The 20271-nt window shown below is 71.2% G+C and carries 21 protein-coding genes; 13 read left to right on the top strand and 8 right to left on the bottom strand.

Annotated elements, in window-relative coordinates; translation table 11 throughout:
• Nucleotides 1-22 precede the first annotated feature (22 nt).
• The gene (locus ET989_RS00685; protein ID WP_131166633.1) at nucleotides 23-661 is read right to left on the bottom strand and encodes a VOC family protein; all 639 of its coding nucleotides are present in this window, start codon (nucleotides 659-661) and stop codon (nucleotides 23-25) included.
• 141 nt (nucleotides 662-802) lie between these two features.
• Here ET989_RS00685 and ET989_RS00680 point away from each other — a divergent pair, with 141 nt between their 5' ends.
• From ET989_RS00680 to ET989_RS00620, 13 genes are all read left to right on the top strand, one after another.
• The gene (locus ET989_RS00680) at nucleotides 803-1636 is read left to right on the top strand and encodes a sugar phosphate isomerase/epimerase family protein (protein ID WP_131166632.1); all 834 of its coding nucleotides are present in this window, start codon (nucleotides 803-805) and stop codon (nucleotides 1634-1636) included.
• Nucleotides 1633-2370, top strand: a complete 738-nt coding sequence (locus tag ET989_RS00675; protein WP_241656152.1) for a CPBP family intramembrane glutamic endopeptidase — start codon at nucleotides 1633-1635, stop codon at nucleotides 2368-2370. The genes ET989_RS00680 and ET989_RS00675 overlap by 4 nt, the downstream gene beginning before the upstream one ends.
• Nucleotides 2371-2422: 52 nt before the next feature.
• Nucleotides 2423-3457 carry an aspartate-semialdehyde dehydrogenase gene (locus ET989_RS00670; RefSeq protein ID WP_131166631.1) on the top strand — a complete coding sequence of 345 codons (1035 nt, stop codon included), beginning with the start codon at nucleotides 2423-2425 and terminating at the stop codon, nucleotides 3455-3457.
• Entirely contained in the window at nucleotides 3454-4257 is an 804-nt protein-coding gene (gene proC / locus ET989_RS00665; protein WP_131166630.1) for a pyrroline-5-carboxylate reductase, read from the top strand. Before ET989_RS00670 ends, proC begins: the two co-directional genes overlap by 4 nt.
• A gap of 142 nt (nucleotides 4258-4399) precedes the next feature.
• Entirely contained in the window at nucleotides 4400-4501 is a 102-nt protein-coding gene (locus ET989_RS00660; RefSeq protein WP_002550589.1) for a 30S ribosomal protein bS22, read from the top strand.
• On the top strand, nucleotides 4498-4761 hold the full coding sequence (locus tag ET989_RS00655; RefSeq protein WP_241656151.1) for a glutaredoxin family protein: 264 nt from the start codon (nucleotides 4498-4500) through the stop codon (nucleotides 4759-4761). Before ET989_RS00660 ends, ET989_RS00655 begins: the two co-directional genes overlap by 4 nt.
• A gap of 18 nt (nucleotides 4762-4779) precedes the next feature.
• Nucleotides 4780-5430: a histidine phosphatase family protein gene (locus tag ET989_RS00650; protein ID WP_206662161.1), complete on the top strand. Its 651-nt coding sequence runs from the start codon at nucleotides 4780-4782 to the stop codon at nucleotides 5428-5430.
• A gap of 47 nt (nucleotides 5431-5477) precedes the next feature.
• Nucleotides 5478-6020 carry a TlpA family protein disulfide reductase gene (locus tag ET989_RS00645; protein WP_180320740.1) on the top strand — a complete coding sequence of 181 codons (543 nt, stop codon included), beginning with the start codon at nucleotides 5478-5480 and terminating at the stop codon, nucleotides 6018-6020.
• 47 nt (nucleotides 6021-6067) lie between these two features.
• On the top strand, nucleotides 6068-6781 hold the full coding sequence (locus ET989_RS00640; RefSeq protein WP_131166910.1) for a cytochrome c biogenesis CcdA family protein: 714 nt from the start codon (nucleotides 6068-6070) through the stop codon (nucleotides 6779-6781).
• Nucleotides 6781-8322: a cytochrome c biogenesis protein ResB gene (gene resB / locus ET989_RS00635; RefSeq protein ID WP_241656150.1), complete on the top strand. Its 1542-nt coding sequence runs from the start codon at nucleotides 6781-6783 to the stop codon at nucleotides 8320-8322. The genes ET989_RS00640 and resB overlap by 1 nt, the downstream gene beginning before the upstream one ends.
• Entirely contained in the window at nucleotides 8319-9239 is a 921-nt protein-coding gene (gene ccsB, locus ET989_RS00630; protein ID WP_131166628.1) for a c-type cytochrome biogenesis protein CcsB, read from the top strand. The genes resB and ccsB overlap by 4 nt, the downstream gene beginning before the upstream one ends.
• A gap of 22 nt (nucleotides 9240-9261) precedes the next feature.
• Complete coding sequence (locus ET989_RS00625; RefSeq protein ID WP_131166627.1) at nucleotides 9262-10653, top strand: mycothione reductase; 1392 nt, start codon at nucleotides 9262-9264, stop codon at nucleotides 10651-10653.
• 2 nt (nucleotides 10654-10655) lie between these two features.
• Nucleotides 10656-11879, top strand: coding sequence for a glycoside hydrolase family 3 protein (locus ET989_RS00620; RefSeq protein WP_165489960.1), 1224 nt, complete (start codon nucleotides 10656-10658; stop codon nucleotides 11877-11879).
• A 9-nt stretch (nucleotides 11880-11888) separates the two neighbouring features.
• Here the strand turns inward: ET989_RS00620 and ET989_RS00615 are convergent, their stop codons facing one another.
• The 7 genes from ET989_RS00615 to ET989_RS00585 all read right to left on the bottom strand — a co-directional run bounded on the left by ET989_RS00615 (nucleotide 11889) and on the right by ET989_RS00585 (nucleotide 20251).
• Complete coding sequence (locus ET989_RS00615; protein WP_131166625.1) at nucleotides 11889-12833, bottom strand: DUF2510 domain-containing protein; 945 nt, start codon at nucleotides 12831-12833, stop codon at nucleotides 11889-11891.
• 93 nt (nucleotides 12834-12926) lie between these two features.
• Nucleotides 12927-13706 carry a phosphate ABC transporter ATP-binding protein PstB gene (gene pstB, locus ET989_RS00610; RefSeq protein ID WP_131166624.1) on the bottom strand — a complete coding sequence of 260 codons (780 nt, stop codon included), beginning with the start codon at nucleotides 13704-13706 and terminating at the stop codon, nucleotides 12927-12929.
• Between the two features lie 18 nt (nucleotides 13707-13724).
• On the bottom strand, nucleotides 13725-14807 hold the full coding sequence (gene pstA, locus ET989_RS00605) for a phosphate ABC transporter permease PstA (RefSeq protein WP_131166623.1): 1083 nt from the start codon (nucleotides 14805-14807) through the stop codon (nucleotides 13725-13727).
• Nucleotides 14807-15799: a phosphate ABC transporter permease subunit PstC gene (gene pstC / locus ET989_RS00600; protein WP_180320738.1), complete on the bottom strand. Its 993-nt coding sequence runs from the start codon at nucleotides 15797-15799 to the stop codon at nucleotides 14807-14809. Before pstC ends, pstA begins: the two co-directional genes overlap by 1 nt.
• 91 nt (nucleotides 15800-15890) lie before the next feature.
• Nucleotides 15891-17018 (bottom strand): phosphate ABC transporter substrate-binding protein PstS, encoded by a 1128-nt coding sequence (gene pstS / locus ET989_RS00595; RefSeq protein ID WP_131166622.1) that lies wholly within the window; start codon nucleotides 17016-17018, stop codon nucleotides 15891-15893.
• 243 nt (nucleotides 17019-17261) lie between these two features.
• Nucleotides 17262-18149, bottom strand: a complete 888-nt coding sequence (locus tag ET989_RS00590; protein WP_131166621.1) for an NUDIX hydrolase — start codon at nucleotides 18147-18149, stop codon at nucleotides 17262-17264.
• The gene (locus ET989_RS00585) at nucleotides 18146-20251 is read right to left on the bottom strand and encodes an RNA degradosome polyphosphate kinase (protein WP_241656149.1); all 2106 of its coding nucleotides are present in this window, start codon (nucleotides 20249-20251) and stop codon (nucleotides 18146-18148) included. The genes ET989_RS00590 and ET989_RS00585 overlap by 4 nt, the downstream gene beginning before the upstream one ends.
• Nucleotides 20252-20271 lie beyond the last annotated feature (20 nt).

Raw genomic sequence — 20271 nt, 5'->3', positions numbered from 1 at the left:
CCGGTCATCGGCGGGGGGGGCGTCAGATGGTGACGATGCCGTTGGGGCAGCGGAAGGTGACGGCCTCGATGCCCGGGTTACCGTTGGGGGAGTTGAACGTCAGGGCGACGCCGTCGAAGACGGGCCCCAGCGAGTCGCCGATCCAGTCGGAGACGCGCTCGGGCGAGCCCGACAGGCGGATCTCCAGCAGCTCCACCGGCTCCGGAGGCAGGGCGGAGGGGCGCAGCTCCGGCTCGCTGGTCCACTTCACGAAGAAGGGCAGCTGCGGGTCGGCCATCAGGCCCTTGATGCCGATCTGCTGCCAGTCGAGGCGGCGCCCGTCGGGGAACTGGCGGGTGCCGTCGACGGCTCGGCGCCCGAGGCGGGCCTCCAGGGGCGACATGTCGTCGACCTCCAGGACCCACGCCAGCCAGCCGCCGCCCAGCTCGGTTCGGGCCCGCACGGCCTGCCCGAACACGGCCTTCTCGGCGGCCGGGTGCTCCAGCACCTCGACGACCTCGATGAAGCGGGCGTCGGCCATGGAGAGGATGTTGTTGCGCGTGCCGAACCGCGGGTGGAACCCACCGTCGCGGAACTCGACGCCGAGCACGTCCTCGAGACGGCCGACCGCGGCGGCCAAGCCGTCCGGACCGGCGGCGAAGGAGAGATTCGACAGACGCATGACAGCATTCAAACCCATCCGCGCGTGAGCACGCCAATCGGGGCCGAAAGCCTCAGTGGGAGCGCATATCACGACATCGAGACACCTTGCCCGCAAGGGGTTCGCCTGCCGCCGCGGCCGCCGGGTGCCTATGCTGGCCGCGTGAGTGGCAAGCCAGCGTGGCCCGGGACCGAGGCGCAGCGATCGCCCCGCGTCGGGCTCTCCACCTCGTCCGTCTACCCCGAGTCGACCGGCAGCTGCTTCGAGCTGGCGAGCCGGTTGGGCTACGACGGGGTCGAGGTCATGGTGGGCATCGACCCCGTCAGCCGCGACGTCGACGCCCTCGTCCAGCTCCGCGACTACCACGGCGTCGAGGTCCTCTCCATCCACGCGCCGACCCTGTTGGTCACCCAGGGCACGTGGGGCAACGACCCGTGGGAGAAGCTCGAGCGCTCCGCCCTGGCCGCCCACCGCCTGGGCGCCGACTCCGTGGTCGTGCACCCGCCGTTCCGCTGGCAGCGCAGCTACGCGCAGGGCTTCGTGGAGGGCATCCGCCGCCTCGAGCGCACCACGGGCATCATCTTCGCCGTCGAGAACATGTTCCCCTGGCGCGGGCCGCGCGGCACCGAGGTGCGCGCCTACTCGCCCGGCTGGGACCCGACCGAGCGCGACTACGACCACCTCACCCTCGACCTGTCCCACGCCTCGACGTCGAAGCAGAAGTCGCTCGACCTCGTGGACGCCTGGGGCGAGCGGCTCACCCACGTCCACCTCACGGACGGGGACGGCTCCATCGCCGATTCGCACCTCTTCCCCGGCGAGGGCGACCAGGAGGCCCGGCGCGTGCTGTCCACGCTGGCGTCCCGCGGCTTCGCCGGGCATGTCGTGCTGGAGCTGAACACGCGCTCGATCGGCTCGCGCTCGGCGCGGGAGGAGGCGCTGGCGCGCGCGCTGGCCTGGACGCGTGAGGCACTGTCGCTGCCGGTGGTCCCGTGAGGCCGAAGCACCTGACCGAGGTGCTGCTGGTCCTGGGCGTCTCGCTGGGCCAGTCCGCGGTCTACTCGCTGCTGTCCATCGTCGAGAAGATGACCCGGGACGTCCCGCTCAACCAGCAGACGACCTCCATCAACAACTCGGTCACGCCCGACCGCAGCTGGCTCGACCTGGCCTACCAGCTCGCCGGCATGACCTTCCCGCTCGTGCCGATGCTGCTGGCGCTCTACCTGCTCAGGCTCACCGGGGACCGCGCCTCGATCGGCTTCGACCTGAAGCGGCCGGGCTTCGACCTGGCCCGCGGCTTCCTCGCGGCGGCGGTCATCGGCATCCCGGGGCTGGCGTTCTACTTCGCAGCACGCGAGCTCGGGTTCAACACGAATGTCGCCCCGGCCAACCTGGCCGCGAACTGGTGGACCATCCCGGTCCTGGTCGGCTACTCGCTGATGAACGGCCTCCTGGAGGAGGTCGTGATGCTCGGCTTCGTCCTGAAGCGGTTCGAGCAGATGCGGATGGGGCCGTGGGTGGCCATCGTCGTCAGCGCCGTGATCCGCGGGGCGTACCACCTCTACCAGGGCTTCGGCGGGTTCGTCGGCAACATCGTCATGGGCCTGGTCTTCGGTTGGATGTACAAGCGCTGGGGGCGGGTCATGCCGCTCGTGGTCGCGCACGTGATCCTCGACCTGGTCAGCTTCATCGGCTACGCCCTGGTCGCGCCGTACACCGACTGGTTCTAGCCGCGGCAACACCGTGGGACGCCTCGCGGCCGCCCCGGGGTGCCACCGTAGGATGAGCCCCATGCGTGTTGGAGTCTTCGGTGCAACCGGTCAGGTCGGTCAGGTCATGCGGGCCCTCCTCGAGGAGCGGGACTTCCCCCTCGATGAGGTGCGGTTCTTCAGCTCGGCCAAGTCGGCCGGCAGGACCATCCCGTTCAAGGGCAAGGACGTGACCGTCGAGGACACCGCCACCGCCGACCTCAGCGGCCTCGACATCGCACTGATGTCCGCCGGCGCCACCATGTCGCGCGAGTACGCCCCCAAGGTCGCCGCCCTCGGGGCGACCGTCGTCGACAACTCGTCGGCCTGGCGCAAGGACGACGACGTGCCGCTGGTCGTCAGCGAGGTCAACCCCGAGGACGCCATCAACCCGCCCAAGGGCATCATCGCCAACCCGAACTGCACCACGATGGCCGCGATGCCGGTCATCAAGCCGCTGCACGACGCCGCCGGTCTGACCCGCCTCACGGTGGCGACCTACCAGGCCGTCTCCGGTTCGGGCGTCAAGGGCGTCGAGGCGCTGGCCGGCCAGGTCGCCGCCATCGAGGACCCCCGCCCGCTGGCCATCGACGGCTCGGCCGTCGAGGCCGGCGACACCGCCCCCTACGTGGCGCCCATCGCCTACAACGTGGTCGCCCTCGCGGGTTCGATCGTCGACGACGGCTCCGGCGAGACGGACGAGGAGCAGAAGCTCCGCAACGAGTCCCGCAAGATCCTGCACCTGCCCGAGCTGCTGGTGTCCGGAACTTGCGTGCGCGTCCCGGTCTTCTCGGGCCACAGCCTCGCCGTGCACGCCGAGTTCGAGCGCGACATCGCCCCCGAGCAGGCGACCGAACTGCTCAGCAACGCCCCCGGCGTCCAGCTGGCCGAGGTTCCCCAGCCGCGCGTGGCGGCCGGCGCCGACGACGTGTTCGTGGGGCGCATCCGCCAGGACCAGGGCGTCCCTGGCAAGCGCGGCCTCGTGCTCTTCCTGAGCGGCGACAACCTCCGCAAGGGCGCCGCGCTCAACGCGATCCAGGTCGCCGAGATCCTGGCCGGCAAGAAGTGAGCCACACCGCCCTCATCGGCACCGGCGTGATGGGGGAGACCCTGCTCGCCGGCCTGCTGAGGGCCGGCTGGACGCCCTCGTCCATCGTGGGCGCCGACCGGCGCGAGTCCCGCCGGCATGAGCTGGAGGGGCGCTACGGCGTCCGCTGCGTGGAGTCGCCCGCCGACGCCGTCGACGGGGCCGACACCGTGCTGCTGGTCGTCAAGCCGCAGGACGTCGCCGACCTGCTGCCCGCCATCGCGCCGCGGCTGTCCGACCGGGCCCTGGTGGTGTCCCTGTGCGCCGGCGTGACCACGGGGCAGCTGGAGGGCGGGCTGCCCGAGGGCACCCCCGTCGTCCGGGTGATGCCGAACACGCCCGCCCAGGTCTCCGAAGGCATGGCCGCGATCTCCCCGGGCGTCCACGCCTCCGAGGTCGACCTGGAGAAGGCCGTCCACATCATGGAGGCGGTCGGGCAGGCGGTCGTCGTGCCCGAGAAGTACCAGGACGCCGTGACCGCAGTCTCCGGCTCCGGCCCCGCCTACCTGTTCTTCGTCGTCGAGGCCATGATCGACGCCGGCGTCATGCTCGGCCTGCCCCGCGACGTCTCGACCATCCTCGTCAACCAGACCATGTACGGGTCGGCCAAGCTGCTCGTGGAGTCCGACAAGCACCCCAACCTGCTGCGCGAGATGGTGACGTCCCCGGCCGGTACCACCGCCGCCGCGCTGCGCCACCTTGAGGAGCGCTCCGTCAAGGCCGCCTTCATGGCCGCGATGGAGGCCGCCCGCGACCGGTCCGCCCAGTTGGGCGGCAGCTGAGCCCAGGGCCGGACGCCGTGGGCACCGTTTGATCGGCGTCCGTGCCAGCGAGTAGAATGCTGTCCTTGCGGGCCCGCATCGGGTGCGCGGCAACCAATTCATCCCCGCCCCTGAGGTTCGGGGGCGTCCTGAGGAGTAACACGTGGGTTCTGTCATCAAGAAGCGTCGCAAGCGGATGGCCAAGAAGAAGCACCGCAAGCTGCTGAAGAAGACGCGCATCCAGCGCCGCCGCGCTGGCAAGTGATCCCGCGGCACCTCCCGGCGCAGTCGGACGCCCGCGTGGTCGTCCTGACGCGCGAGGGGTGCCACCTCTGCGACGAGGCGATCGCGATCATCGAGACGGTCTGCGCCGAACATGACGTTCGGTGGCAGGCCGTCGACGTCGATGCCGACCCCGCATTGCGCAGGCAGTACACCGACCACGTGCCCGTGACGTTCGTCGACGGCGAGCAGCACGGGCTGTGGTTCGTGGACGCCGGGCGGCTCGCGGCCGCCCTCGCCTGAGCGCCTATGCTTACGGCCATGCAGCCCACCATCGTCCACGTGTGCCGCCACGGGCAGGTCCTCAACCCGGACCACGTGCTGTATGGCCGCCTGCCGGGCTACGGGCTGAGCGAACTCGGCAAGCAGATGGCCGAGCGGCTCGCCGACCACTTCGCCGACGTGCCGCTGGACGCCCTGTACGTCTCGCCCCTGCAGCGGGCCAAGGAGACCATGGCCCCCATCGCGGCCCGGCACCCCCACCTCGAGGTGACCGAGGAGCCCCGCGTCATCGAGGCGGGCAACACCCTGGAGGGCCGCAACTTCGGCCGGTTCAACCAGAGGCTGCTGTTCCCCGCCAACGCGTGGCACCTGCGCAACCCGTTCCTTCCCTCGTGGGGCGAGCCCTACCGTGAGGTCGCGGCCCGCATGCGCGCCGCGATCGCCGACATGGCGGCGTCCGTGCCTGTGGGCGGCCAGGCGCTCGTGGTGTCCCACCAGCTGCCGATCTACGTGGCCCGGCTGGACGCCGAAGGCCGCAGCTACCTGCACAACCCGGCCAACCGCGAGTGCCGGCTGGCGTCGGTGACCAGCTTCCACTTCCTCGACGGCCGCGTCGTGCGTGTCGGGTACACCGAGCCGGCCGCGGACCTGTACCCGGTCGGACGCCGCCTGTTCAGGCCCGGGATGTGAGCCGGGTGACGCTGACTTCCCCGCGCTCGCGGCGATTCCCCCGGGGGGTGGCCTTGGCCGTGGCGTCCGTGCTCGTGCTCAGCGCCTGCGGCACCGGACCGACCGCCGAGGGCGGTTTCGTCGGCGGCGACGGCTCGCTGACGATCGTGCCGGTGGCCGAGCGCCAGCCCGCACCGCGCGTGACCGGTGAGCTGCTGGGGGGCGGCGACTTCGACTCCGACCAGCTGGCCGGCAAGGTCATCGTCTACAACGTCTGGGGCAGCTGGTGCGCCCCGTGCCGCAAGGAGGCCCCTGCCCTGGAGGCCGCGGCCCGCGACACCGCCGACGTCGCCCAGTTCGTCGGCATCAACACCCGCGACCTCGACCAGGCGCCCGCGCTGGCCTTCATGCGCGCCTTCGACGTGACGTTCCCCAGCGTGTTCGACCCGAACGGGCGCGAGCTGCTCAAGTTCGGCCAGCAGTTGCCGCCCAGCGCCATCCCGTCCACCCTCGTGGTGGACGCCGAGGGCCGCATCGCCGCCCGGGTGCTGGGGGAGACCACCCGGTCCACCATCACCGGGCTGGTCGACGACGTGGCGGCCGGCAAGTGACGGCCCTCGACCTCGGGGCGTGGTTCGCCCAGGCGGCCGGCGGCTCGATGCTGCTGGCCCTGCCCGTTGCGGTCCTGGCCGGGGTCGTCTCGTTCTTCTCCCCGTGCGTGGTGCCCCTGCTGCCGGGCTACCTGTCGTACGCGACCGGGCTGACGGCCTCCGACGTGACGTCGGGGACGGGCAGCCGCGGCCGCATGTTGCTCGGCACCAGCCTGTTCATCGCCGGTTTCGCGCTGGTGTTCGTCTCCACCGGCGCGCTGTTCGGCGGGCTGGGCAGCCTGCTGCTGACCTGGAGCCGACCCATCTCGGTGGCCATCGGCATCGTCGCGATCGTGCTGGGGCTGGTGTTCGCCGGCGTCATCCGCCTCGGCCAGGGCACCTACCGCGTCGGCCGCGCTCCCGCCGTCGGGCTGGCCGCCGCGCCGCTGCTCGGCGTCGTGTTCGGCCTGGGCTGGACGCCGTGCATCGGCCCCACACTGTCGGTCGTGCTGACGCTGGCCCTGAACGAGGGCACCGCCGTCCGCGGCGCCGTGTTGGCGCTGGCGTACGCGATCGGCCTCGGCGTCCCCTTCCTGGTCGCCGGTCTGGCCTTCGATCGCTTCGCCGGCACCCTGGACTGGGTCAAGCGCCACCAGGGCCTGCTCCAGAAGCTGGGCGGGGCGATGATGGTGGTCGTCGGCGTCCTGCTCGTCACCGGCCTGTGGGACCGCCTGATGGGCATCTTCCGCCAGTGGGCCTCGACGTACGGGGTGGTGATCTAGTGGCGCTGCTCCGCCTGTTCTGGGTGCAGCTGACGTCCATGCGGACGGCGCTGCTGCTCCTGCTCGCCCTGGCGTTGGTGGCCATCCCGGGCTCGTTGCTGCCGCAGCGTCCGGTCGCGCCCATCCGCGTCTCGGACTGGAAGGAGGCCAACCCGGCCGTCGCCGACCTGTACGAGGCGCTCGGGCTGTTCGACGTGTACGGCTCGCCGTGGTTCGCCGCGGTCTACCTGCTGCTCACGGTCTCGCTCATCGGCTGCATCGTGCCCCGCATCGCGGTCTACCTCCGCTCCGTCCGCCAGCCGCCGGCCCGGACGCCCAAGCGCCTGGACCGCCTCCCGGCCAGCGCCACCGGCACCACCACCCTGTCCGCCGACGCGGCCCTGGGCGGGGCCGAGGAGTGGCTGCGGTCGAAGCGGTTCCGCGTCCGCCGCGACGGCGACTCGGTCGCGGCCGAGCGCGGCTACCTGCGCGAGTTCGGCAACATCCTGTTCCACCTCAGCTTCGCCCTCATGCTGGTCGGCGTCGCCTGGAACACCATGCTCCACTACAAGGGCGAGGTCGTCATCGTCGAGGGCCAGGCGTTCAGCAACAACCTCACCCAGTACGACGACTTCACCGCGGGCGCGGCCTTCCGTCCGGCCAACCTGCAGCCCTTCACCATCTGGGTGGACAGCTTCATCGCCAAGTTCGAGACCGGCGACGTCCAGCGCGGCGCCGCGCGCGTGTTCGAGGCCAACGTCCGCATCGCCCACGGCGCAGGCGAGCCCGAGCAGGCGATGATCGAGGTCAACCACCCGCTCGTCGTCGACGGCACCCAGGTCCACCTCATCGGCCATGGCTACGCACCGGTGGTGACCGTCACCGATCCGAACGGCGACGTCGCCTTCTCCGGGCCCGTGGTGTTCCTGCCGCAGGACGGCAACTTCACCTCCCTCGGCGTCATCAAGGCGCCGGACGCCCGCCCGAACTACCTCGGCTTCGAGGGCTTCTTCCTCCCCACCGCCATCGTGGACGAGCAGGGCCCGCGCTCTGTCTTCCCCGACGCCCTGGCCCCCGAGCTGTTCGTCAACGTCTGGACCGGCCCGCCCCGCGACGAGACCGGACGCCCCGAGTCGGTGTACTCGCTGACCAAGGACGGCCTGGAGCAGATGCGGACGCCCGAGGGCAACGTCGTCACCTTCCGCATCGCACCCGGTCAGGCCATCGACCTGCCCGACGGCTCGAGCCTGTCCTTCGACGACTGGCGCCGCTGGACGAAGCTGCAGGTCTCCGATGAGCCGGGCCTGTGGCTCGTGATCACGTCGGTCGGCCTCGCCGTGGCCGGCATGCTGCTCAGCCTCTACATCCGCCCGCGCCGCCTCTGGGTGCGCGTGGTGGAGGGCCCGGACGGGCCCCGGGTCGAGGCCGGGGGCCTCGATCGGGCAGACTCGTCCACAGGGCTGGACGAGGACGTGACCGGACTCGCGGCTGCCGCCGGCGTCCTGGACGCCACCGAACAACACTGCGACGCCGCCGTCGTCGACGAAGAGGAGGACGCATGAGCGCCTACACGAGCCTGCCGATGGTGTTGTCGGCCGTCATCTACCTGCTGGCGATGGTCGCCCACGCCGCCGAGTGGGCCGCCGCGCGCAAGCCGGAGACCGTGCCCGTGCGCGAGCTCGTCGGCGCCGGTGGCCCGGTCGTCCTCGCCCCCGAGGAGCCCGCCGAGCACCGCGTCCGCCTGTTCGGCCGCATCGGCGTCGCCCTGACCGCCGTGGGCGCGATCGCCCACATCGCCGGCGTCGTGCTCCGAGGCGTGGCCGCCGACCGCCTGCCCTGGGGCAACATGTACGAGTTCGTGACCAGCTCGCTGGCCTTCGCCGTCGTGTTCTACCTCGTGCTCGTGTGGCGGCGCGGGTGGACGTGGCTGGGCCTGCCCGTCACCCTCCTGCTCTCGGTGGGCCAGGGCCTGGCCGTCACCGTCTTCTACGTGGCCATCGCGCCGCTCGTGCCCGCGCTGCACTCGGTGTGGTTCATCATCCACATCGTCGCCGCTGCCGTCTCGGCGGCCGCCTTCAACGTGGCCGCGATCGCCGCGATCCTCTACCTCATCCGCACGCGCGCCGAGGCCAGGGGCACCGTGGCGGGCTACCTGGCCCGGCTGCCCAAGGCGTCCGCCCTGGACGACTTCAGCTTCCGCGTCCACCGCTTCGCCTTCCCGCTGTGGACGTTCACCATCCTCGCCGGAGCCGTCTGGGCCGACTACGCGTGGGGCCGCTTCTGGGGCTGGGACCCCAAGGAGACCTGGTCGCTGGTCACGTGGGTCGTCTACGCCGCCTACCTCCACGCGCGCGTCACCGCCGGCTGGAAGGGCGTCCGCGCCGCGTGGCTGGCGATCCTCGGCGTCATCACCTTCTGGTTCAACTTCGTCGGCGTCAACCTGCTGACTGTGGGCCTCCACTCCTACGCCGGCATCTGAGGCCATCTGGAAGACTGTCGGGGTGCGACACTTCGACCTCATCGTCATCGGCTCCGGCTCCGGGAACTCCATCGTCGACGATCGCTTCGCCGACTGGGACGTGGCCCTCATCGACGACGGTCCCCGCTTCGGCGGCACCTGCCTGAACTACGGTTGCATCCCGACCAAGATGTTTGTCCTGCCCGCCGACATCCTGCGCGCCCCCGAGGCCGGCGCCCCCTTGGGTGTGTTCGCCCCGCAGCCGAGCGCCGACTGGGCGGTCGTCCGCGACCGCATCTTCGGGCGCATCGACCCGATCAGCACCGGCGGTGAGATGTGGCGGGCCGAGGCCGCCAACGTGACGCTCTACCGCGACACGGCCCGGTTCACCGGCGAGGGCACGCTCGAGGTGTCCGGCGAGACCATCACCGCCGACCGTATCGTCATCGCCGCCGGCTCCCGGTGCACGTCGCCGGCGTCCATAGCGGGCCTGGACGAGGCGTGGGCGTCCCAGCGCGTCCACAACTCCGACACCGTGATGCGCATCGACGAGCTGCCCGAGCGCCTCATCATCCTGGGCGCGGGGTTCATCGCCGCCGAGTTCGCCCACGTGTTCAGCGCGTTCGGCAGCCACGTCACCGTGGTGGCCCGTTCCGGCGCCATGCTGCGCCGCGAGGACGCCGAGATCTCCCGCCGCTACACCGCTGCGGCCGCCCGCCACGTTGACCTGCGACTGGGCCACAGCACCGACCGCGTCGAGGCGGACGCCGACCGCGTCCGTGTGCACACCACCGACAACGGCGGCGTCCAGCACGTGCTGGAGGGCGACCTGCTGCTCGTGGCGACCGGACGCCGCCCCAACAGCGACCGTCTGGCCGTCACCGTCGGCGGCATCGAGGTCGACCCGCTCGGCTTCGTCGTCGTGGACGCCCAGCAGCGCACCAGCGTCGAGGGCGTGTGGGCGGTGGGCGACGTGTCCAACCCGTCGATGCTCAAGCACGCCGCGAACCACGAGGCGCGCATCGTGCAGCACAACCTGCTGCACCCCGACGACCCGCGAGAGAACACGCTCGCGCCCCTGCCGCACGCCGTGTTCGGCCACCCGCAGGTGGCGGCCGCCGGGCTCACCGAGGCCGAGGCGCGGGCCGCCGGACACGACATCGCCGTGGCGGTCCAGGAGTATGGCAGCACCGCCTACGGCTGGGCCCTGGAGGACACCGAGAGCTGCGTGAAGCTCATCGCCGACAAGCAGACCAAACAGGTGCTCGGGGCGCACATCATCGGCCCCCAGGCGTCCTCGCTGATCCAGCCGCTGGTCCAGGGCATGTCGACCGGCGTGGACGTCCCCACGATGGCGCGCGGCCAGTACTGGATCCACCCGGCGCTCACCGAGGTCGTCGAGAACGCCCTGCTGTCGCTCGGACTGGAGGCGTGAGCATGCCCCGGGTTGCGAGGGCCCCCCTCGCGGCCACCCTGGGCCTCGCCGCCGTCGCCCTGGCCGGGTGCGCCCAGACCCCGCCGGCGTCCGGCCCGGTGACGACCCCGGCGCCCAGCGTGCCGTCGGCGTCCGCCACCGCGTCGGCGCCCCCGACCGCGGCGGCATCGCCGTCGGTCGCCCATCCGCCCACGTGCCCCGAGTTGGCGGCGGGGATGACCCCGCGCGAGCGGGCCGGGCAGCTGGTCATGATGGGCGTCACCGGTGGGCTCGACGCCGCCGAGGCGAGGACGTTGTCCGACGGCGCCTTCGGGTCCGTGATCCTGATGGGGAGCACCACCGACGGCGTCGCCGGCACCAGAGGGCGCACGGACGCCATCCAGGAGGCGGGCGGGGGAGCGGTGCTCGTCGCCGTGGACCAGGAGGGCGGGCTCGTCCAGCGCCTCAAGGGTCCGGGCTTCGACACGATGCCCTCGGCGTCCGAGCAGGCCGACCTCGGCCCGGCCGGGCTGACCGCCGCCGCGGCGCGATGGGGGAAGCAGATGGTGGACGCGGGCGTCCACCTCGACCTGGCGCCCGTTGCGGACGTGGTGCCCGCCGACAAGCTGCACAGCAACGAGCCCATCGGCAAGCTGGGCCGCGGCTACGGCACGACCCCGGACGAGGTCGCCGAGAACGTGGCCGCCGTCGTGGCGGGCTTCCGTGAAGCGGGTCTGTCGGCCTCGCCCAAGCATTTCCCGAACCTGGGCCAGGTCGTCGGCAACACCGACTTCACGGCCAAGGTCGTCGACGACGTCACCACCGCGGACGCCGCGGCGCTCGCCCCGTACCGCCGCCTCATCGCCGACGGCGTCGAGACCGTCATGGTGGGAACCGCCTGGTACACCCACATCGACGCGGACGCCCCGGCCGCCTTCAGCCCCGCCGTCATCGGCGTCCTGCGCGAGGACCTCGGCTTCACCGGTGTCGTCGTCAGTGACGACCTGGGCGTCGCGAAGGCCGTGGCGGACGTGCCGGCGGCCCAGCGCGCGGTGCGGTTCGTCCGGGCCGGTGGCGACCTCGCGATCAGCGTGGACGCCCCCGCGGCGCTCGCGATGGTCCAGGGGCTCGCCGAGGCCACGCAGGGCGACGAGGAGCTCGCCGCTCAGGTCACCGCCGCAGCCGGCCGTGTGCTGGCGCTGAAGGCCGCCCACGGGCTGGCTTCGTGCGAACCGGTGCTGGGCTGAGGGCCCGGGTCAGGGCTCGACGCGCAACTGGCCCTGCACCTCGCGCGCCGTGGCCAGCAGCTCGGGCCGGCTGTCGGGGATCGAGGCGTAGTACAGGCTCGAGGACTCCTCGCCGGTCTTCACGATCATGATGATCGCGGTCTCGCCCTTCTCCTGCAGGTTCGGAATGTCGAAGCTCAGGTGCATCTCGACCAGCCACGCCTCGCGCCCGTCGACGGTCGTGGCCTGGTTCACGCGGTCGGTGCGGCCCACCTCGGCGTCGGCGTAGAACACGCCGAGCACGCAGCGGGTGACGATCTCGGCGCCCTGCTCGGGGGAGAAGAAGCCGTCGCCGGCGACGAGCTCGCCCACGACGATGGAGGCCACCCAGGAGGCGTCCCCGTTGTAGTTGGGCTCCACCATCACCGACTGGCCGTAGACGTCGCGCCCGAAGGGCACGCGGTCCTCGAGCATCACCGACCCCCACGGGGCCCCCAGCTGGGGGTACGAGAGCTTCCCGCCCTGCACCCGCCCCACCGGCGCGGTGCGGTTGACGGGCTCGTCCTGGAGGATGCGCTTGGGCGGGCACACGTTGCCGGTTGGGTTGGACGCCGGCTGCTCGCCGCCGAACGGCCCGAGGCGCCCGCCACCGAGGAGCTGCAGGGAGGCCACGACCAGCGCCACGAGGAGGACGCCGACGAGGCCGAGCACGATGAGGGGCCCGCGTCCCGAGCGCTGCGGCCCGGCGTCGTCGTAGGCCACCTGCCATGAGGGCGATCCGGAGGCGCCGGCGTCCCGTCGGGGCAGCGGCCCGCCGCTCATCGCCGCGAACGGCTGGGTCGGGTCGGGCGGACCGGGCGGCTGGGGCGGCGCGTACGGGTGCGCGGTGAGCTGGGGCGTCCACTGCGAGCCGTCCCACCAACGGAACATGCCCGGCTGGCCGCCCGGGTCCGGGTACCACCCTGCCTTGCTCATGCGGTCGATTCTAGGTGGGGCCCCGGAACCCAACCGCCCGGACACGTGCCGGGGCACGCATCCGGGCGGTCGTGGCGTCCGGGGTCGGATCGATCAGCCGAAGCGGCCGGTGATGTAGTCCTCGGTGGCCTTGACCGTCGGGGTGGAGAAGATCTTCTCGGTCGAGTCCATCTCGATGAGCTTGCCGGGCTGGCCGGTGCCGGCGATGTTGAAGAACGCCGTGGTGTCGGAGACGCGCGCGGCCTGCTGCATGTTGTGGGTCACGATCACGATCGTGTAGGTGGCCTTGAGCTCCTGGATCAGGTCCTCGATGGCCAGCGTCGAGATCGGGTCGAGGGCCGAGCAGGGCTCGTCCATCAGCAGCACCTCGGGGGACATGGCGATCGCGCGGGCGATGCAGAGGCGCTGCTGCTGGCCGCCCGAGAGGCCGGAACCGGGGAGGTCGAGGCGGTTCTTGACCTCCTCCCACAGGTTGGCACCGCGCAGCGCCTTCTCGGCGATCTCGTCCTGCTCGCTCGTGCCGGCACTCTTGTTGTTGAGGCGCAGGCCGGCGAGCACGTTCTCCTTGATCGACATGGTCGGGAAGGGGTTGGGCCGCTGGAACACCATGCCGACCTTGCGGCGCACGTTCACCGGGTCGACGCCGGGGCCGTAGAGGTCCTCGCCGTCGAGGTCGATCCGGCCGTCGACGTAGGCGCCGGGGATGACCTCGTGCATGCGGTTCAGGGTGCGCAGGAAGGTCGTCTTCCCACAGCCCGACGGGCCGATGAAGGCCGTGACGGCGCGGGGCTCGATGACCATGTTGACATCCTCGACAGCCTTGAACTTGCTGTAGTAGATGTCGACGTTCTTCGCTTCGATTCGCTTGGACATGGTGTGGTTCTCCTTGGGTTATCGGCCGGTCTTCGGGGCGAACCGCTTGGCGATCAGCCGGCCGACGAGGTTCAGCAGCATGACGATGAGGATCAGGGTAAGCGCTCCGGCCCAGGCGCGGTCCCAATAGGGCTCGCGGGGGACGCCGGGGCGTGCGTACTGGTCGTAGACGAACACCGGCAGCGTCATCATCGCGCCCGAGGTCGGGTTGGTGTTCAGCGACTGGGTGAAGCCGGCGGCGATCATCAGGGGGGCGGTCTCGCCGATGATCCGGGCCAGGGCCAGGATCACGCCGGCGACGATGCCCGAGATCGCGGTCGGGATGACGATGCGCATGATCGTCTTCCATTTCGGGACGCCGAGGGCGTACGACGCCTCGCGCAGCTCGTTCGGGACGATCCGGAGCAGCTCCTCGGTGGAGCGGACGACCACGGGGATCATCAGCACCGACAGGGCCACCGCACCGCCCATGCCGTTCACTGTGCCGATGCCGAACAGGACGCCGAAAAGCGCGTAGGCGAACAGGCCGGCAACGATGGACGGGATGCCGGTCATGACATCGACGAAGAAGGTGATCGAGCGCGCCAGCGGCTTGCCCTGCCCGTACTCGGCCAGGTAGACGGCGGTCAGCAGGCCGATCGGCACCGAGATGGCCATCGCGACGCCCGTGATGATCAGCGTGCCCCAGATGGCGTGCGCGGCTCCGCCGCCGGCGCCGACGATGTTGCGCATCGACGTGCTGAAGAAGGTCGGGTCCAGGCGGTTGATGCCGTTGGTCAGGGCCGTGAGCGACACCGACACCAGCGGCAGCAGGGCCAGCAGGAACATGCCGACCACCAGGTGCTTGGCGAGGCGGTCGGTGGCGCGGCGTCCACCCTCGATGGTGAGGGAGGCGACGTGCATGACGACGAGGAACACCAGGGCCGACAGGGCGACGCCCAGGCCGAGGCCGATCTCACCGGTCAGCAGCCAGGCGGCGAGGAAGCCGACGGCCAGGGACGCCGCGCCGACGACCGGGGTCGTCCAGGCGGGCAGCTGGCCGGCGGTCAGCGAGTTCGAGGGGGAGGCGGAGCGCTTCGGGGTCAGGGTGGCGGTGGACATCAGTTGGCTCCCGAGAAGGCGGCGCGGCGGCTGACGATCCAGCGCGCGAACATGTTGACGGCGAGGGTGATGATGAACAGGACCAGGCCCGAGGCGATGAGCTGGTTGATCTTGAGGTCGTAGGCCTCGGGGAAGCTCAGGGCGATGTTCGCGGCGATCGTGTTCGGGTTCTGAGCGGTGAGCACCTCGAACGAGATGCGGTTCTGGCCGGACAGGATCATGGCCACCGCCATGGTCTCGCCGAGCGCGCGGCCCAGGCCCAGCATGATGGCCGACACGATGCCGGCGCGGGCGAAGGGGAACACCGCCATGCGGATCATCTCCCAGCGCGTGGCGCCGAGGGCCAGCGAGGCCTCCTCGTGGAGCTTCGGCGTCTGCAGGAAGACCTCGCGGCACAGCGACGTGATGATCGGCAGGATCATCACGGCCAGCACGATGGAGGCGGTGAAGATGGTGCGGCCGGTGCCGGACGCCTGGCCGGAGAAGAGCGGGAACCAGCCCAGGTAGGTGGTCAGCCAGCGGTGCAGGCCGCCGAGGGCGGGGGCCAGCACGAAGAAGCCCCACAGGCCGTAGACGACCGACGGCACGGCGGCCAGCAGGTCGATGACGTAGCCGAGGGTCTGCGCGAGGCGGCGCGGCGCGTAGTGCGAGATGAACAGCGCGATGCCGATCGACACGGGCACGGCCAGCGCCAGCGCGCCGAGGGCGGCCCAGATGGTGCCGAAGGCCAGCGGGAGCACCCAGCCCCAGAAACCGTCCAGCCACGCGAGGTTGCTGGTGTAGCCGCCGGCCGCGATGTCGTCGGCGGACGCCGTCAGGGCGGGCAGGGCGCGCAGCAGGAGGAAGGCGGCCACGGCGGCCAGGATGACGAGGATCGCGACGCCGGACCCGGTGGACAGTCCGGTGAAGACCTTGTCACCGACGCGGGGCTTGGCGGGGATGAGATCGGAGTGAGCGGCCCGCTCATGTGGGGCCTGGACCTGCTTGTTCACTGCACCTCCTGCGCAGTAGTGGGGAGTGGAGCCGGAGAAACGGGTGCCCACCCTCGGGGGGTGGGCACCCGTCTCGTCACGGCGGGGTCGATCAGGAGATCGACTCGACGGCAGCCTGGAGCTTGGCCTGCATGTCGGCGGAGATCGGGGCGTTGCCGGCGGCGGCCTGGGCAGCCTTCTGGCCCTCGTCCGAGATCATGTACTCCATGTAGGCCTTGACGAGTTCGGCCTTGGCGTCGTCCTTGTAGTCCTCGCAGACCATCGCGTAGGCGACCAGGGCGATCGGGTATGCGCCCTCGGCCTTGCGGTCGAGCTCCAGCGCGTAGTCGTGCTCGCCGCGGCCCTCGACGACCGGGGAGTTGTCGACCAGCTTGGCGGCGTCCTCGGCGGTCGGGCCGACGAACGCGTCGCCGGACTTGACCACGACGATGCCGAGGTCGCCGGCCTGGGAGGCGTCGGCGTAGCCGATGGTGTTGGTGCCGCCCGTGACGGCGTCCACGACACCGGCGGTGCCTTGGGCGGACTCGCCACCGAAAGCGGCCGGCCACTCACCGTCGGCCTCCTCGGTCCACACCGACGGGGCGGCCTGGGCGAGGTAGTCGGTGAAGTTCTCGGTGGTGCCCGAGTCGTCCGAGCGGTGCACGGCGGTGATCGGGGAGTCCGGGAAGGTCACGCCGGCGTTGGTGGCGGCGATGGCCGGGTCGTTCCAGTTGGTGATCTTGCCGGAGAAGATGCCCGCGACGGTGTCGGCGTCGAGCTGCAGCTTGTCCACGCCCTCGACGTTGAAGATGATCGCGATCGGGGAGATGTAGACCGGCAGGTTCAGCGCGTTGGAGTCGGCGGTGCAGGCACCGAACTTGCCGGCACCCATCTCCTCGTCCTTGAACGCACGGTCGGAACCGGCGTAGTCGACCGCACCCGAGGTGAAGGACTCGCGGCCGGCGCCGGAGCCGTCGGGGGAGTAGTTGATGGTGACGCCGGAGTTCGCGGCCTGGAAGCCGGCGATCCAGGTCTGCTGCGCCACGCTCATCGCGCTGGAGCCGCGGCCGGCGAGGGTGCCGGACAGGGAGGAGGCGGCGGCCGTGGAGGGGGCGCCGGGGCCGGAACCGCCGGCGGGAGTGGTGGCCGGGGCGGCGCCCTCGTTGGCCGCACAGGCGGTGAGCGAGAGGGCGGCGGCCGTGAGGACGGCGAGCGGGGCGCCGATCTTCTTGAGCTTCAAGGTTCTTCCTAACGTACGAGCGTTCGGGGGAGCCCCCCGAGGGCGGAACGTGTGATCCGGTCTCCGCGCTCGACGGTAGGGAGGCGCCATGAAGAGATTCGATCCGCGAGGTGAACGAACGGTGAACGCGTTGTCTCGATCCGGACAAGAAGTCGGGGCCCGGTGGCGAAACCGTCAGTCAGGAGAGCATCGACGCCCGGCAAAATCAGGTGGACCGATTTGTGGCAACCGCGCGGCAACAGGTCAGGCGCGGGGGCGGTGGAACTCGGTCGCGACCGGTCGGGCCTGGGCGTCCAGGTGCACGATGATCGTCGCCGCCGTCTGCATCAGCCGGTTCGAGACCCCGAGCGCCTCCAGCATCGTCGGCAGGACGGGCCGGTGCCCGCACACCGCGGTCGGGGTGCCGGAGGCTGCGGCCTGCTTCGCCAGCCGCTTCATCATCTTCGCCACGCCGGGCAGGTCCTCCTCGCCCACCTCCTCGGACAGGATCGCCCAGCCGTCCACCTGCAGCCCGGCGCTGCGCGCGTAGGGCTCCAGGGTCTGGACGCAGCGGGTCGACGTGCTCGAGGCCAGCGCACGGACTCCGAAGGCCTCCAGCAGCGGGATGAGCCGGCGGCTCTGCTTGCGCCCCCGGCTCGTGATGGGCCGGTACTGGTCGCGCTTGGACCAGTTCTTCCGGTCCATCGCCTTTGCGTGCCGCACGACGAGGAAGGGCGTGGTCCCCTCCAACTCGAGCGCGTGCTCCAGGACGCCGCGTTCGTCGGCGTACGTCATCCGGGCCAGCGCGTTGGCCGGGGTCAGCCAGGCAACCCTGTCGACCTCCTTGTCGGCCTTGCGGTGTTTGGCGTCCACGGGATCGGCGCGCCAGTAGTGGACGACCTTGGTGCCGCTGCCGACGGGGTACGAGATGGCGCCCAGGGGCTGCTTGAGCGTGACACGGACGGCGGTCTCCTCCAGCGTCTCGCGTCCGGCCGCGACGGCCTCGTACTCGCCCGGCTCGAGGTGCCCCTTGGGCAGCGACCAGTCGTCGTACGCCGGCCGGTGGATGAGGAGGACGTGCGGCGGCTTCCCCTCGCGCTCGCGGATGGTGACCGTGCCCGCGGCCACCGTGACACTGCCCCGGCGCCTCATCGGCCCTCCGCTCGCTTGGCGCCGACGCTGCGGATCAGGTGCTCCTGCAGGTCGACCAGCGGCGTCCCGTCGGGTTCGGTCGTCCGCATCGTCCACGTGGTGTCGACCAGGTGCCAGGACGCCGTGTCGTCGGCGAAGGCCGTGTCGAACAGTTCCCCGATGCGGTCCACGTGCCGCTGTTGCGGGATGGACACGATCACCTCGACCCGCCGGTCGAGGTTGCGGTGCATCAGGTCGGCGCTGCCCAGGCCGACGCGTGGGTGGCCGCCGTCGGCGAACCAGTACAGGCGGCTGTGCTCGAGGAACCGGCCCAGGATCGACCGGACGCGGATGTTGTCGCTCAACCCCGGGACGCCCGGGCGAAGCACGCAGGCCCCGCGCACCCACACGTCCACGGGCACGCCCGCCTGCGAGGCCCGGTAGAGCGCTTCGATGACCTGCTCGTCGACGATCGAGTTGACCTTGATCCGCGCGCCGGCCGGACGCCCCGCCCGCGCGTGCTCGATCTCGCGCTCGATGTTGGCGATGAGCCCGGTCCGGACGCCGTGGGGGGCGACCAGCAGCCGGCGGTACTCCATGTCGCGCGTGAGGCCGGACAGGTGGTTGAACACGCGCCCGACGTCCTCGGTGATGATCGGGTTCGAGCTGAGCAGGCCCATGTCCTCGTAGAGGCGGGCCGTCTTCGGGTGGTAGTTGCCGGTGCCGATGTGCACGTAGCGCTTGAGGCCGTCCGGCTCGTCGCGCACCACCAGGCACAGCTTGGCGTGGGTCTTGAGCCCCAGCAGGCCGTACACGACGTGGCAGCCGGCCCGCTCCAGCTTCCGGGCCCAGCGGATGTTCGCCTGCTCGTCGAAGCGGGCCATGATTTCGACGACCACGAGCACCTGCTTGCCCGCCTCGGCGGCCTCGACGAGGGCGTCCACGATCGGGGAGTCGCCCGAGGTGCGGTACAGCGTCTGCTTGATGGCCAGCACGGCCGGGTCGGCCGCCGCCTGCTCCACGAAGCGCTGCACCGAGGTGGCGAAGCTGTCGTAGGGGTGGTGCAGGAGGACGTCGCGATCGTGCAGGGCTTTGAACAGGTCCGCGGGCTGGGCCGTCTCGACCTCGGCGAGGTCGGGGTGCGTCTTGGGCAGGAAAGCGGAGAAGCACAGGTCCTCCCGCTCGCTGCTCGCGGCGATCTCCGACAGCCCGGTCAGGTCGAGCGGAGCGGGGAGGTGGAACACCTCGTCCTCGGCCACGTCGAGCTCGGCCAGCAGCACATCCAGCAGTTCGGTGGGGATGCCGCGCTCGACCTCCAGCCGGACGGGCGGGCGGCCGACCTTGCGGCGCAGCAGTTCCTTCTCCAGCGCGACGAGGATGTTCTCGGCGTCGTCCTCCTCGACCTCCAGGTCCTCGTTGCGGGTCACCCGGAAGGTCGTCCACGCCAGCAGATCCATGCCGGGGAACAGGGCGTCCAGCTGGTGGCCGATGATGTCCTCGATCGGAAGGTAGCGGCCGTCGGCCAGCGCGGTGAACCGCGGCAGGATGCCGGGCACCTTGATGCGGGCGAACTGCCGGCTGCCGGTGGACGGGTTGCGGACGAGGACGGCGATGTTGACCGTCAGCCCCGAGATGTAGGGGAAGGGGTGGGACGGGTCGACCGCCAGCGGCGTCAGGATCGGGTAGATCCGCTCCTCGAACAGCTGGGCCATGCGCTCGTGCTCGGCGGCGGACAGGTCGTCCCAGCCGATGATGCGGATGCCCTCGGCGGCCAGGGCCGGACGCACGTCGTCGGTGAACACGCGGGCCTGGGCGTCGGTGAGCTCGCGGACGCGGCCGAGGATCAGGGCGTGCAGGTCGCGCGGCAGGATGCCGGACGCGGCGGGCATCGCCACGCCCGCCGCGATGCGGCGCTTGAGTCCGGCGACGCGCACCATGAAGTACTCGTCGAGGTTGGAGCTGAAGATCGACAGGAACCGGGCGCGCTCGAGCAGGGGGATGCGGTCGGCGTCCCGGGCCAGGTCGAGGACGCGGTTGTTGAAGTCCAGCCAGGACAGTTCCCGGTCCTGGAACCGCTCTTGGGGAAGGTCCGGGGCCGCGAGGCGCGCGCGCACGGGGGTCACCTTGCTCCTCTCGCTACCGG

The sequence above is a fragment of the Propioniciclava sinopodophylli genome (genome assembly GCF_004324755.1).
GTDB lineage: Bacteria > Actinomycetota > Actinomycetes > Propionibacteriales > Propionibacteriaceae > Propioniciclava > Propioniciclava sinopodophylli.
Note: the sequence above shows the minus strand (reverse complement) of the source record. Positions and strands in the feature narration are given on the sequence as shown.